A 12,965-nucleotide genomic window follows, 5' to 3' on the forward strand; every position below is an offset into this window, starting at 1 on the left:
TTTTTCCCGGTGCTACCTTGGTGTCGCTCGGGAACAGGTCAGAATAAGGCCAACATCAACGGGAACAGCAAAGGCGCCATTAGCGAGGTGATGATCCCGCAGATAACCAGAGCCAGCGAACTGAACGCTCCCTCTACGTAATCCAGCTCGGCACAGCGGGCGGTGCCGAGCGCGTGCGATGCAGACCCTATCGCCATGCCGCGTGCCGCTCGGTTGTGGATACACATCGCGTCCATCAGTGTGTGCCCGAAGACGGCGCCGAGGATGCCGACGAAAATCACGCACACCGCGCTAATGGCGGGGATACCGCCAATGCTGCCGCTGACCGCCATGGCGATCGGCGTGGTAACGGATTTCGGCATGATCGAGGCGGCAATGGCCGGCGTCGCGCCCAGCTTCAACGCCAACCAAGTGCCGGTGAGCATCGCCACGATACTGCCGAGGAAACAGATAGAGATAATTGATTTCCAACGCATCCTGATTTGGTGTAATTGTTCGTATAGCGGAAAGGCTAGCGCCACCACGGCAGGCTGCAGTAGGCTGTTCAGCACCTCGCTGCCCTTAAAGTAGCGCGGGTAGGGAATTCCGGTGAGGACGAGAAGCGCGATCAGCACCACCATTGAAATCAGCAATGGATTGAACAACGGGTTGCGCAGACGTATCGCCAACTGACGAACCAGATAGAACACTCCCAACGTCAGTGGCAGAGACCACCAGATGTCATGCAACATGGTTGACTCCTTTGTTTTTTTTAGGGTGATTGTTTTTCCGGAAATGATCGTTTCTCTTTAGGCGCCGTCGGATAACATTCTGTTTGTGCAAAATGTGCGAGCACCAGCTCACAGTAATAAGCACGATCAGCGTGCTGGCGGTACAAGAGATCACCACCGTGTCGAATTGTGCCCGCAGCAAATCAAAATACTGCATGACGCCAACGCCGATCGGTACAAACAGCATGGCCATATGGTGGATCAATAAATGACAGCCGGGTTTGACCCAGTCGGCCGGGATGATCTGCGATGACAATAGCGCGAACAGGATCAGCATGCCGAGAATGCTGCCTGGCAAAGCGATGGGAAGGAGCGCAGCGATGCCGATGCCAAGATACAGGCAGGCGTAAATCAACACACATGCCCGCGCCAAATGCCAAATGCTGATTATGTGAGCCCGCATGAAATTTTTCCAAACCATAAAAACAAATGACAGGTTATGGGGACGGCTGGCGGCATTCCCCGACGATTGTGCTGTTGGCCCTCGATTTCTGAATGACCAGGAATAATTATCAACCAATTTCTTTGACGCTTATTGTTAAATAAAGACAACTTTTATCGAAAAGGAGACAAAGTGCATAAAATCAGGGCTTATACTTGATAGCCTATAACAGTAATTAATTTCATATGTTTGACGCTGTTAGCCATTAACACGTTATTTAAAATCATCCTTACACAGCCGTCCTGGTACGATAATTAATGATGGAACCGTTGCTTTCATCTCCTACACTTCGTCAACTGACATTGTTAATGACCATCTTCGAGGCCTCTCCAGCAGCGGCGCTCTTGCCTGCACCGTATTATCTGAAAACGCATGGACAGCTTATGGCGGTGGGGGGCAACGTGCTGGATTACGATCTGCTCTGGACCGAACCGGCTAAATCTCGTTTTCACTGGGCGTTGTTCGCCACGCTCCGTGCCGCAGATTTCCGTCATGTGCGCGTCAACCTTTTGGCCTTCGCCCCTATGGACACAACGGACAAACTGGACCCGAAGAACTGGATTGCCATGCTCGACAGCGTGGAACGTGAAGCCAGCGCTGCCTATCTTGATGTGATTCGGAACAAACATGACTTCCTTCCCTGTGGGGCTGATGCTGGCATGTGTCGCCGGACACTTCTTGCCTTCTGGGCTAGGTGGCGCCGCACTATCGTGCCGCACCGGCCGGCGTAATGTTCGAGATCCCCGATGAACCAAATCGCTCGCTCGATGCCGGGTACTGGAATGCCCTGCTCGCGGATGCGCTCGTCGTCATCCGCGCCAGTAATCCTACTCACACCGTCATCGTCGGGCCGGCAAGCTACAACAGCCTCAAGGCGCTACCGTGCATTTGCTTGCTATTGGATATTATGATTTTGTCCTTTGTACCTCCAAGACGACTACGCCTGGCATTGCGCGGGATGCCCTGGATTCATTCCGTGATACGGCCATCTCAAAAGTTTCGCTCGGTGGCCGTACCTGTTTGAAAAAAGCCATACGGTTCATGAAAAACCGGGTATGCGTACTCCTTACTTCTATTATTTTCTCGACTTCTTATGGAAAATACTGCAAATTTTGCAATGAAAGATAATAAGGGAAGCTATTATCTTAGCGCTTTGATCCCGTTATCCGCAGCGAAAACTAAAAAAAGCCGATACGTTTTTATTCCCGCTTAAAATGGAGCGTTATTTTAACTTAAAAAATAAATAATATATACAAATTGAAGAAGTTCATGCCGATATGAAAGCTGGTAATTTCGTCCAATCGCTAACACGCAGCAGTGACAAACTAAGGTATATCATTTTCATAGGGGAAGACTATCAAGAAATTTTAAATATTGCTGTTATCCAGAAAAATTATATCCTATTGAATCCGTAATTCATAAATGGGAGTTGTAATGCGTGACGCATTGGAATGATGATTGAATAGAATACATCCATTAGCTATTAATATTTAACCATTAGGAAAAATTTTACACGTGGTGGTTATTTCTTGACGTTACCTAACTTGACTGTATTCCGAATCATCAGCTACAATTAACTGAATTACTCTCAAGGAACTTAGGGTTTTTTCTAGAATATCTGTTTATCCTGAGCCAGTGATAATCGAGATTATCTGCAGGGACCCTTGAAATTTATAGCGAAAAAGAGAAAATATAATATGAGCGCAAATACCACAGTTTCTGCTGCTAGCGATATATTCGGTGAACTACCACGTGGTATTCACCACTTGGGGATTACTGTGCCTGATATTGATGTGGCTACTGAGTTCTTGCGCGCCGCGCTCGGTGCGCGCTGGTGTTACGACGGCCTAACGCGCGAAGATACTCCGCGCCAAGGTCCGGATATTGAGCACCAACTCGGGCTCCCCAAAGGCGCGCGCATTGTGCGCCAGCGTATGCTGCGCATCGGCAACGGCCCGGGATTGGAAATGTTTGAGATAGAATCGCCGCACCAACAGTCGGCCGCTGCGCTTTGCGATTTTGGACTTAATCATCTGGCCGTTTACTGCGACGATATGAATGCTGCGGTTGCGCGATTGCAAGCCGCCGGGGGGCAATTTCTGTCAAAAAAGCACGGCAACTCGCGCCATGAGGATACCTCTGGCAACGCGAGTGTCTATGCACGTGCACCGTGGGGGATGCTGATCGAACTGCAGTCCATCCCTGGCGGCTACTATTATGACGATGATAGCGAGGCCACGGCCTGGTTACCGGCACGCCGTTGAATGCCATGCGCGTAATGCATACTGCGTCCTTGACATCCTCTCCGGCCTAAACGTCGGGGAGGATATCATAACTGCCTGTTGGCCTTGCAAATAATTGCTTTTAAAACCACCGACATCGCCTATTGCCGTGAATAGGCAGCGGCTTTTTGAAATAACGCCGGGTCAGGCCGAATGCCGGTGTAAAGTGCAAATTGCTCCACCGCCTGGATAGCAAAGACTTCAGAGCCGGTGATAACGGTTTTGTCTTTATCGCGGGCATAACGGATAAGCGGCGTTTGCGCCGGTAAAGCCACCACATCAAATATGACGCTGGCCGCATCGACCTCCTCGGGCGTAAAGGACAATTTATCGGCGTCATCACCGCCGGACATGCCAATCGGCGTCGCGTTGATAAGGAGTTCGGGTTGCAGACCCTTTATATCCGCACGCCATTCATAACCACATAAATTGGCCAGTTCACGACCGCTGGTTTCATCAATGGCGATTATATAACCTCGGCTGAACCCAGCATCTTTTAACGCACAGGCCACCGCTTTGGCCATACCGCCGCTACCACGTAGCGCGAAAGTCAGCGAAGTAGGTACCTGGTATTGCTTTAGCAGGGTGGCGATAGCGATATAATCGGTATTGTAGGCTTTCAGATAGCCGTCAGTGTTGACAATAGTATTAACCGAATTGATGGCCTTGGCTGACACGTCCAACTCATCGACCAGGGCGATGCAATCCTGTTTAAACGGCATTGATATCGCACAGCCGCGGATACCCAGGGCACGAACACCCCCGATGGCGGCGGGCAGATCGGTGGTGGTAAAGGCTTTGTATAAATAATCGAGTCCCAGCGCGTTATAGAGATAATTATGAAAACGCGTCCCGAAATTACTCGGACGTGCCGCCAGAGACATACATATTTTCGTGTCTTTATTCAGATTCTGGGTCATTGCCTGTGTCCTGATATATATAAAAGTTACTGATATCAATCCTGAAATAAAAGTAAGGATATGTACCCGGCCAAGCAGACTCTGCATGGTGCGGCTCTGCGACACTGCCGGCATCTCCTCCGTTATCCCTTGCCATCAAAAAAATAATGGACTAAAAAGGTGCTATTAAAAACTGCTGAGTTTTTTTATTCAGGATTCCTCTTTTATGAATGGCCTACGACGTGAACATCAATACCTGCGCCTGCTGGCGTTATTTCCCTCGCGGGATGTCACCACCACGATCCAGGCGCTGGCAGATGGGCTGTGCTGCAGTAAACGTCATATGCGCGCACTCTTGTCGCAAATGCAGGCGGCGGGCTGGCTACAGTGGCAAGCCAGCCCGGGACGTGGGCATAAAGCCCGGCTGCGGCTGCTTCGTAGTGAACACCAATTACTGGTGGCAAAAGCGGATCATCTACTTGATGCCGGCGATTATGGCGCGGCCATCGATTTGCTGGGCGATGAAAAACACCTGATTGCGTCGTTGCTGAGGACTAAATTGGGTTACCGCATTCATGATGATTACCAGTCGCTGCGGATACCCTATTATCGCACCATGCCCAACCTCTATCCCGGCACGCCTCTGCGCCGCTCGGAAATCCACCTGGTACGACAAATATTTAATGGACTGACCCGAATCAATGAAGAAAGCGGGGCGGTTGAAACAGACCTGGCTCACCACTGGCGCATGATCGATCCTTTGCATTGGCGATTTTTCTTACGCCCAGGGGTCCACTTTCACGACGGCCGGGTACTTGCCAGCCAAGATGTCGTGGTCTCATTAAGACGGTGTGCTCACCTCCCGTTGTTTTCGCACATTAAACGCATTGATGAACTGGGCATCTTAAGCGTCATTATCGAACTGACCCAGCCAGACCCGTTATTGCCGCAATTACTGACCGAGCCGGCCGCTATGATTTTACCTGCCGATCACGCCGCCCGCGCGGATTTTGCCGCTCACCCCGTGGGTACGGGACCTTATCTGGTCAGTGAGAATGACGCTTGGCATTTGCTGATGCGCGCATTTGATCATTATTTTGGCTTGCGCGGCTTGCTTGATGAAATAGAGGTCATTGTCTGGCCTGATCTGTCGCACTCCGCCGACCAGGACCGGATGACGCGGGGGAATGCCCCGCCGCGCCCGGCAGTCGAAAATATCGCGGTGTCTGGCCAACACACACTGTCGGTGTATTCCGCCGCCTGGTTAAGCTCAAGTATTAGCGATCTTGACTATGCTTCCGGGCTGGCGGTCGGTTTAACCGGAAAACCGTCCGATCTTTCACAGGAAATGTTTCTAGAACGGGGCGGCTATTTTTTACTGTGCGACAGCCGCTCGCCGCATTGGCGCACCATCGAGCGGCGGCGCTGGATTAGGGAAAAGCTGAATCCCTATTTGCTAGCCCAGCAGTTAGTCGAATCCATTCGCCCGTTCTGGGTGCCGACCGGTAGCCTGTTACCCACTTGGTTCCACTGCATGGACGATGGGCCGACTCAGGCACCTTTTGCCCCTTTGACAGGGGGAAGCCGCACCCCCGTCTCCGTACTCACATTGGCTTACCACTGCCAGCATCCCGAATATCCGATGCTGGCGGCGGAAATGCAAAAAATGCTGGCCACTGAGGGCATCCGTCTGGATATCATGCAACTGGATTACGCGCGCTGGGCCAAGGGGGAAGGCTTTGCCGACCTCTGGCTAGGTACGGTGAATTTCGCCGTGCCGGAGGCATGGAGCGTCGGCGCGTGGCTACTGGGCATGCCGCTGCTGAAACACTCTATTTTCGGAGGTGATGCGCAGATATTCAGCGCGTGGCAGCAGCAGTGGCGCGACGGGTCGCTCAGTTCAAAGCAGTTGGTACAGCATGTGGTCGGTGAAGGATGGCTTCAGCCGTTGTTCCATCACTGGATGCGGCTGAAGGGGCCGGATCAGGCCCAGGGAATCCATCTAAACAACCTGGGCTGGTTTGATTTCAAGACCACCTGGATGGAACCGAAATAACAGTTACTCGCGCCGAATTTAGGACAATTAGAAATGACGAAGGTGACCGACTCCCTTCGTCTAGCCGGTCTCTGGCGGGTGAATGCTACAACTCAATTTGCTTGGTTTCTTTACCCAACGTCACGATTGCCAGTACCGCTAGCAGGATCGCCATGCTGAACAGCGTAAAGATGCTGCCGATGGATACCCCGGCCGAAACCAGATATCCCACAGTCAACGGACCAAAGATCCCCCCCACTCGCCCAATAGCGGCGGCAACGCCGGCTCCGGTGGCTCTTATCTGAGTGGCGTATTGCTCAGGCGTGTAGGCATACAAAGCACCCCAGGCGCCTAAATTAAAGAAAGAAAGCAATGAACCGAAAAGCAGCAACTGAGCGCTTGAATCGGCGATACCGAAGAAATAGGCGCTGATTAGCGTTCCCAACAGATAAGTGGCCAGCACCCACCGTCGTCCCACACGTTCAATCAGCCAGGCCACTGAGAAATATCCGGGCAATTGGGCAACCGTCATGATCAAAACAAAGCCGAAACTTTTGACCAGACCAAAACCCTTCATCATCATGACACTGGGCAACCACAAGAACATTCCGTAATAGGAAAAGACCACGCAAAACCACACAATCCACAGCATGAGGCTGCGACGGCGATACTCCGTGGTCAACAATGCTGTTATTTTTCTGAGGAACGATGTTTTCCTCTCCTGCTGGCTCAATTGGATAAAGTAGGGCGAATCCGGTAATCTCAAACGCAGATAGAGCGTGTAAAATGCCGGCAGCGCGCACAAGATCATTGCGCCGCGCCAGCCGATGCTAGGCAATGGAATAAGGAAATAGGCGATCAACGCCGCCAGCAGCCAGCCCACGGCCCAGAAGCTTTCTAGTAGCACAATGACGCGCCCACGCACCTCGGGCGGGACACTCTCGCTCACCAGCGTCGAAGCTACCGGCAATTCGCCACCCAGTCCCATGCCGACAAAAAAACGTAACACCAGCAGGCTACCCAGCCCCCAGGAGAAAGCGCTCAGTCCGCTGGCAATGCTAAACATCAGCAGCGTAAGCATGAAGGCCGATTTGCGCCCCTTTCTGTCAGCATAGAGACCAAAGATAAAGGCCCCAACTGCCATGCCGACCGAGTTAACGCTACCGATCACCCCCAGTTGTGCGGCGGTCAGCCCCCAGTCTTGTCTCAGAGCGGCCAGAATGAAGGATAAAAGTCCTACGTCCATCGCATCGAACAACCACCCGGTTCCACATATCAAAAGTAATTTGTTGTCTGAGAAACCGTCTTGCCGAATCTGAGGTAAAATCATGATGTTCTTTATCATGTTAGGATGAAGGTTCCGGTATTATAGCGCGTTCTGATGGTCTATGGTGATGTCTGTTTGTGGCCTTCAAGTTCCGCGTCTAAGTAGGTCTTTACCCCTTGACGGCACCCCTGCTGCTGAAGAGGGATTCACACTTCACAGCAACCTACCTGAACTGCACTAAGCCGTTTCAGGATTTACAGGCGCTCCTTGGGCTAATCTCCCCCGACCTGAAAGGCGAAGGTTTCCCGAGGGGACTCGATGAGATACGCCGACAACTAAAAAACAGCAGGCATAGCGGGGAGGTCTGGTGTTAGTGCCTGCTTGAACCAACCAACGATGCGTTTGCTATGGGCCCACACAGCCAAAAAAACCTGTCCCAATGCTGCTTGGTATGGGCCGTGTGGCACTATGGCGAAACGCCGATATCAACAATGCTCTTAATAATTTTAGCGGTGGGAGATGCCGTGATAGCCTGTGGTGAGGGCGCTGTCAGGCCGCTCGCTGAAGCAGGAACAAACCGAGACGAATCAGGCTGCGCTCTGAACACGGTGGGGATACTGGTCGTTACAGCGAGAAGGATGTCAATGAAACGCACTATATTTATAATGCTTTATAATGCATCCCAATGGTTAAATTTTGCCCAAAAAATGGCTTGAGCAGTAAGCCTGCTTTCGGAATGGACTACTGACACCAGAGGCTTTTCAGAATGTGATAAAGGATGCAGAAGTCGTACACCTCTTTGGTTTATAATTCTTTTTAACAGGTTACTCTTCGCTATTTTTTAATGCTAAATAGGTCAGTAATCATGAATTTGAAAAGAGAATATATCGAAAAAAAGACAAATGGATCCTCTTTTTCTTATCTTGTCCATGGTGCCAATTACCCTTACTGTCTATGGCACTATCATCCTGAATATGAACTTCATATGATACTTGATGGTGAAGGCGATGCCATTATCGGGAATTCAATAAGACAGTATGGGAATATTTATTCTGCGCTTGTTGGAAGCAATATACCTCATAATTGGATTGTGTCTGGGAATATCGACCCAAGACATCAGACTGATTACGTAATTCAATTTAGCATGGATGAATTCAAAGTGCTTTTCAGTAACTTCCCGGAATTTTGGGAAATAAATAAATTACTCTCTGATGCTGGCCAAGGAATTGAGTTTTTAATAGAGGACACCTTAGTGGTTAAAAACCACATTGTCAGCATGGAAAACGACAGCCCTCCCATTAAATTAATTAAACTTTTCGAAATATTATTACATTTGGCAAAAAGCAATAATTATCAGATCCTTAATTCGGCTTATGATAAATCTCTTGAGCTACAAATCGGGCATAGAATTGATAAGGCCATCGAATATATAAAAATAAATTTCAAAAAAAATCCCAGCCTTCACGACGTTTCAAATAGCATCAATATGAATTCCAATGCATTTTGCCGTAAATTTAAAGCTGAAACAGGATTAAGTTATAAAAATTTTCTGAATAAACTCAAAATATCATATGCCTCAGATCTGTTGATAAACACCGAGCATTCTATAACAAAGATTAGTTTTGAGAGTGGGTTTAGTAATATATCAAATTTTAACCGCCGATTTATGGATATTAACCAAATATCACCATCAGAATTCCGCAGGAAGAGACGAGAAGCATAACACCAAACAACCGTAGCATCAGACTACGGTTGTTTAGCAAAAGCCGTTTAATGTACTTCACTGATCCAACGGTCACCTGCACCAGAGATGAGGATCACATTACCGAAAGCTGTAAAATCCCCCGTCCTAATGACACATTTCACCGTTGTTGCCTTTTTCTTCAATTCGGCATGTGAGATGATGTCGGCCTTAAGCAAAAAAAGGGATTGTATCTTCGAGCTATGGCCAGGATTAATGTCCATCGTTTCCTGCGCGATAAATAATCCTTCTACTGAAAAATATTTGTTTATTTCCTGCAGTACGTCATAAACCGTTGGTAGGTTCTCTTTCAAAGATAAATCAATCACGTTAATTCCATTGGGTGTTGCAAACCCCGCATCTGTCACCAACAGCAAATCACCATGACCAAGTGTCGCCAGCGAAGCAGCGAGCTGGCGGTTAAGTATTCCGATCTCTAACATATCAAGCTCCGTAATAGGCTTCTTTAATTAACGCGATCATTTCTTCAGATGTAGCAATACGCGGGTTTCCTTTATAATCCGGTAACAACATGGACGCCACAGCCAGTTCAGGTATTTCTTTTTCTGTCATGCCCACATCCCGCAACGTTTTGTTTAGCCCGATTTCAGACAAGAAGGCCTTCATCAATTGTGCTGAATGTTCAGCGGCTTCATTATCCGGACATTTAGTTAAGGTAGGATCGAGTTCGCGTGCCAGGACGGCAAAAGCGGGAATGGCAGACTGCCAGGTAAAACGTATGAACGCAGGATAAACAATAGCCAACGCTTCACCATGGGCAACATGACTGAACAATCCGCTTATCGCCATACCCTGCCCATGAGGAAGAGTGACGCCGGCTGACTTAATGCACAAACCGGCAAGCGTATCGGCCCATGCCATTTTTTCACGCAGCTCAAGATCCTGATGATTGCGTAAGACTAGGGGTAACGTATTGATTACAATGTGAATGACCTCCTTTGCCATCATTTCTATAAACGGAGAGGTGGCGGGATGGATCATCGATTCAAAAGCATGGGTGAATGCATCAAAACCGGTCATCGCCGTGACCGATTTTGGTAGGGTTAACATAAGCGAGGGATCAACAATGGCAACTTTTGGTAGAATGATGTCGTTATAAATCGCCGACTTTGTTTTTGTATCATTTTCTGATAATACAGCAACTTGAGTGACATGCGAACCTGTCCCGGAAGTGGTTGTAATAGCAATGATGGGCAAGGTAGTTGCGGAAGGTGGTTGTTTAAAAAACAAGTAATCCCATGCGGTACCCGGATGAGTTGCTTCAACCGCAATAGCTTTGGCCGTGTCCATACTCGAGCCTCCGCCAAATCCAATGACGACATCGGCCTTAAACTCCCGTGCTCGCCGCGCGCCGGCGGTAATGCTTTCAGTGGTTGGATTTGGCACCACGCCGTCGAAAAAAGCAACGTTTACGCCGCTGTCAGTCAGGCGCGCTGTAATTTTATCAATTAGGGGCTGCATATATGCCACAACCGGCGTAGTGACAAGCAACGCCCGCTGACCATACCGGCGGGTGATCTCACCAACTTGATGCAGCGCCCCAGAACCAAAGACAATTTCTGTACCGTTAACATATTTAAAACTTTTCATTGTTCACCTCTGCAATTCTCGGCCATGACGTAGGGAACTTCAGGCATCGCGCCCTGTTGTGTACAGACGAACGCAGCTAAACTGTTTGCAAAATGATTAATCATCGCCAAAGGTTTTTTCTGCAGGGCCAATACGGCCACCGTTGCGGAAAAGGCGTCGCCGGCACCCACTGTATCGACGGGTTTAATATTGACGCCTAAATGCACATTTTTTTGTTCTTGCCAATACAGCGTACTTCCCCGGCCACCGCAGGTATAAACCATCAGCTCTATTGCAAACCGCTTACGAATCTCGTTATAAAAAGCATCCATCTCACTCGGTAAATCGAGTAGTCCGGCAATAACCTTCAACTCATCTTCACTCACCTTGATAAAGTCGGCCTTCTGCATCAAATAGGTCAGCATCTGCGCATTGAAAAAAGATTGGCGCAAATTAACATCGACCAGGACTTTGCAGTCCGCCTTAGCGTACGCCAAAAGCCGATTAATCAGTTGCTGATTATTTGCGCCTCTGAGAAAAAGGGAGCCGAAATAAATCAAGTCAGCGTTGGCCACCAATGCGCACAACTCGGGCGTTTGTGTAACCTCATCCCATGCGGCGGGACTGTGGATGGTGTAACCAGGAATACCATCATTATTCAAAATCACATCTACCACACCGGTTGGATAGTGGTTGGACTGCAGATAACAGGGAATGCTAAACATCTTCAGCTCATGTTCTAACTGTCGTCCGTCCTCGTCGGTACCGATGGCGGAAACCAAAGTGGCATGGACGCCCAACTGCGTGGCGTGATAGATAAAATTAGCGGCCGCGCCGCCGAGTTTTCGCTGAGAACCAAAACAATCCCAGAGGACTTCACCAATAGCCAATATATTCATAGCGTGCCGTCACTGTTGACTTTCACGATGAGTTTCATGGTTTCCATACCGTGCGAGTCGTGGTATTGATAAGACGTTAGATAGTCATCAAACTCAAACTCGCGTGAAATCAGCTCCTTTACTTTGACTTTTCCACTTGAAAGCAAGTTGATGGCATCAAAAAAATCCTGATGCTTATACATCAATGTTCCCAGGAGCGAAATTTCACGATCACCGAGAATCGACATATCTACTCGGGGCTTGCCTTCATAAACGGCGACGGCAACAATAATGCCCCCTTTAGCAATGGTATTTACGACTTGATCCAATGCCTTTTCCACGCCGGAAACTTCAAACCCGACACTAAAGCGATTTGGACCCAATAAAACCTCAATGCACTCAGGCAAGTTTTCTTTAGCCGTATTAACGACGTGTGCGACCCCACAGGCTTTTGCTTTTTCCAGACGGAAGTCATTAATATCAGTAATCATAACCTCCGCCCCATAAGCGGTGGCTACTTGTGCCACCAGGTTGCCAATAGTCCCCGCGCCGGTCACCAGAACTTTCGCACCAGCCAGTAATTTCTTTACATGAGAGACTGCATGAACGGCAACGGCTACTGGCTCGACAAAGGCGGCGATTTTCATATCTATATCGTCAGGAAGTAGAATTAAGCGGTCTACCGGCACGGTAAAATAGTCTTGGGCGCAACCCGGCGCTTGAAAACCACGCACCCTGAGTTGGTCGCAAATATTAAATTCTCCCCGTAAACATGGCGCACATTTTCCACAGGTGATTTGCGGTAAAGCAGTGGCTTTCATACCGATTTTGATATGAGTTGGAATATCTTTCCCACATTTGATGATCGTTCCACTAAATTCGTGTCCTTGAATGACGGGATAAGAAGTAAACGGATGTTTACCATGCCAAACATGAATATCAGAACCACAAACGCCGATATAATTAACTTTAAGCAGCACCTCATTATCTTTAATGACAGGGATAGGAACATCAGCAGAAAATACAATTTCCCCGGGGGCAGTCATAACAGCTTGTTTCAT

Annotated in this window: 13 protein-coding genes; 5 read left to right on the plus strand and 8 right to left on the minus strand. The window is 48.9% G+C overall.

Annotation, left to right across the window (positions count from 1 at the left end; all coding sequences use genetic code 11):
* Positions 1-38: 38 nt before the first annotated feature.
* Both ACL2XN_RS01965 and ACL2XN_RS01970 read right to left on the minus strand, forming a co-directional pair.
* Positions 39-731, minus strand: a complete 693-nt coding sequence (locus ACL2XN_RS01965) for a CidB/LrgB family autolysis modulator (RefSeq protein ID WP_413730016.1) — start codon at positions 729-731, stop codon at positions 39-41.
* Positions 721-1,173 (minus strand): CidA/LrgA family protein, encoded by a 453-nt coding sequence (locus ACL2XN_RS01970; protein ID WP_413731042.1) that lies wholly within the window; start codon positions 1,171-1,173, stop codon positions 721-723. Before ACL2XN_RS01970 ends, ACL2XN_RS01965 begins: the two co-directional genes overlap by 11 nt.
* 296 nt (positions 1,174-1,469) lie before the next feature.
* On the opposite strand from ACL2XN_RS01970, the gene ACL2XN_RS01975 reads away from it, so the two are divergent.
* The 3 genes from ACL2XN_RS01975 (at position 1,470) to ACL2XN_RS01985 (ending at position 3,476) form a co-directional block, all read left to right on the plus strand.
* Entirely contained in the window at positions 1,470-1,943 is a 474-nt protein-coding gene (locus ACL2XN_RS01975; protein WP_413730017.1) for a hypothetical protein, read from the plus strand.
* Complete coding sequence (locus ACL2XN_RS01980; protein ID WP_413730018.1) at positions 1,943-2,236, plus strand: hypothetical protein; 294 nt, start codon at positions 1,943-1,945, stop codon at positions 2,234-2,236. Before ACL2XN_RS01975 ends, ACL2XN_RS01980 begins: the two co-directional genes overlap by 1 nt.
* 673 nt (positions 2,237-2,909) lie before the next feature.
* Positions 2,910-3,476 (plus strand): VOC family protein, encoded by a 567-nt coding sequence (locus ACL2XN_RS01985; protein ID WP_413730019.1) that lies wholly within the window; start codon positions 2,910-2,912, stop codon positions 3,474-3,476.
* A 119-nt stretch (positions 3,477-3,595) separates the two neighbouring features.
* Here the strand turns inward: ACL2XN_RS01985 and ACL2XN_RS01990 are convergent, their stop codons facing one another.
* Positions 3,596-4,414, minus strand: coding sequence for a shikimate 5-dehydrogenase (locus ACL2XN_RS01990; protein ID WP_413731043.1), 819 nt, complete (start codon positions 4,412-4,414; stop codon positions 3,596-3,598).
* A gap of 205 nt (positions 4,415-4,619) precedes the next feature.
* Here ACL2XN_RS01990 and ACL2XN_RS01995 point away from each other — a divergent pair, with 205 nt between their 5' ends.
* Positions 4,620-6,449 (plus strand): SgrR family transcriptional regulator, encoded by a 1,830-nt coding sequence (locus ACL2XN_RS01995; protein WP_413730020.1) that lies wholly within the window; start codon positions 4,620-4,622, stop codon positions 6,447-6,449.
* A gap of 85 nt (positions 6,450-6,534) precedes the next feature.
* On the opposite strand, the gene ACL2XN_RS02000 is transcribed toward ACL2XN_RS01995, so the two are convergent.
* Positions 6,535-7,773 (minus strand): MFS transporter, encoded by a 1,239-nt coding sequence (locus tag ACL2XN_RS02000; protein WP_413730022.1) that lies wholly within the window; start codon positions 7,771-7,773, stop codon positions 6,535-6,537.
* A 787-nt stretch (positions 7,774-8,560) separates the two neighbouring features.
* Between ACL2XN_RS02000 and ACL2XN_RS02005 the strand changes: the two genes are divergently transcribed.
* Positions 8,561-9,418: an AraC family transcriptional regulator gene (locus ACL2XN_RS02005; RefSeq protein ID WP_413730023.1), complete on the plus strand. Its 858-nt coding sequence runs from the start codon at positions 8,561-8,563 to the stop codon at positions 9,416-9,418.
* A gap of 47 nt (positions 9,419-9,465) precedes the next feature.
* Here the strand turns inward: ACL2XN_RS02005 and rbsD are convergent, their stop codons facing one another.
* The 4 genes from rbsD to ACL2XN_RS02025 are packed head-to-tail and all read right to left on the minus strand — an operon-like array spanning position 9,466 to position 12,965.
* On the minus strand, positions 9,466-9,879 hold the full coding sequence (rbsD, locus tag ACL2XN_RS02010; protein WP_413730024.1) for a D-ribose pyranase: 414 nt from the start codon (positions 9,877-9,879) through the stop codon (positions 9,466-9,468).
* Position 9,880: 1 nt separating this feature from the next.
* The gene (locus ACL2XN_RS02015; RefSeq protein WP_413730025.1) at positions 9,881-11,047 is read right to left on the minus strand and encodes an iron-containing alcohol dehydrogenase; all 1,167 of its coding nucleotides are present in this window, start codon (positions 11,045-11,047) and stop codon (positions 9,881-9,883) included.
* Positions 11,044-11,925 (minus strand): PfkB family carbohydrate kinase, encoded by an 882-nt coding sequence (locus ACL2XN_RS02020; RefSeq protein WP_413730026.1) that lies wholly within the window; start codon positions 11,923-11,925, stop codon positions 11,044-11,046. Before ACL2XN_RS02020 ends, ACL2XN_RS02015 begins: the two co-directional genes overlap by 4 nt.
* Positions 11,922-12,965, minus strand: a complete 1,044-nt coding sequence (locus ACL2XN_RS02025) for a zinc-dependent alcohol dehydrogenase (RefSeq protein ID WP_413730027.1) — start codon at positions 12,963-12,965, stop codon at positions 11,922-11,924. The genes ACL2XN_RS02020 and ACL2XN_RS02025 overlap by 4 nt, the downstream gene beginning before the upstream one ends.

Origin of the sequence: Sodalis sp. RH22, assembly GCF_047324165.1 — a bacterium.
Taxonomy (GTDB): Bacteria; Pseudomonadota; Gammaproteobacteria; order Enterobacterales; family Enterobacteriaceae; genus Acerihabitans.

What these genes read in the sequence shown, in the direction of transcription:
- ACL2XN_RS01965 (WP_413730016.1), bottom strand. Translation starts at nt 731, where the DNA reads ATGTTGCATGACATCTGGTGGTCTCTGCCACTGACGTTGGGAGTGTTC.
- ACL2XN_RS01970 (WP_413731042.1), bottom strand. Translation starts at nt 1,173, where the DNA reads ATGCGGGCTCACATAATCAGCATTTGGCATTTGGCGCGGGCATGTGTG.
- ACL2XN_RS01975 (WP_413730017.1), top strand. Translation starts at nt 1,470, where the DNA reads ATGATGGAACCGTTGCTTTCATCTCCTACACTTCGTCAACTGACATTG.
- ACL2XN_RS01980 (WP_413730018.1), top strand. Translation starts at nt 1,943, where the DNA reads ATGTTCGAGATCCCCGATGAACCAAATCGCTCGCTCGATGCCGGGTAC.
- ACL2XN_RS01985 (WP_413730019.1), top strand. Translation starts at nt 2,910, where the DNA reads ATGAGCGCAAATACCACAGTTTCTGCTGCTAGCGATATATTCGGTGAA.
- ACL2XN_RS01990 (WP_413731043.1), bottom strand. Translation starts at nt 4,414, where the DNA reads ATGACCCAGAATCTGAATAAAGACACGAAAATATGTATGTCTCTGGCG.
- ACL2XN_RS01995 (WP_413730020.1), top strand. Translation starts at nt 4,620, where the DNA reads ATGAATGGCCTACGACGTGAACATCAATACCTGCGCCTGCTGGCGTTA.
- ACL2XN_RS02000 (WP_413730022.1), bottom strand. Translation starts at nt 7,773, where the DNA reads ATGATAAAGAACATCATGATTTTACCTCAGATTCGGCAAGACGGTTTC.
- ACL2XN_RS02005 (WP_413730023.1), top strand. Translation starts at nt 8,561, where the DNA reads ATGAATTTGAAAAGAGAATATATCGAAAAAAAGACAAATGGATCCTCT.
- rbsD (WP_413730024.1), bottom strand. Translation starts at nt 9,879, where the DNA reads ATGTTAGAGATCGGAATACTTAACCGCCAGCTCGCTGCTTCGCTGGCG.
- ACL2XN_RS02015 (WP_413730025.1), bottom strand. Translation starts at nt 11,047, where the DNA reads ATGAAAAGTTTTAAATATGTTAACGGTACAGAAATTGTCTTTGGTTCT.
- ACL2XN_RS02020 (WP_413730026.1), bottom strand. Translation starts at nt 11,925, where the DNA reads ATGAATATATTGGCTATTGGTGAAGTCCTCTGGGATTGTTTTGGTTCT.
- ACL2XN_RS02025 (WP_413730027.1), bottom strand. Translation starts at nt 12,965, where the DNA reads ATGAAACAAGCTGTTATGACTGCCCCCGGGGAAATTGTATTTTCTGCT.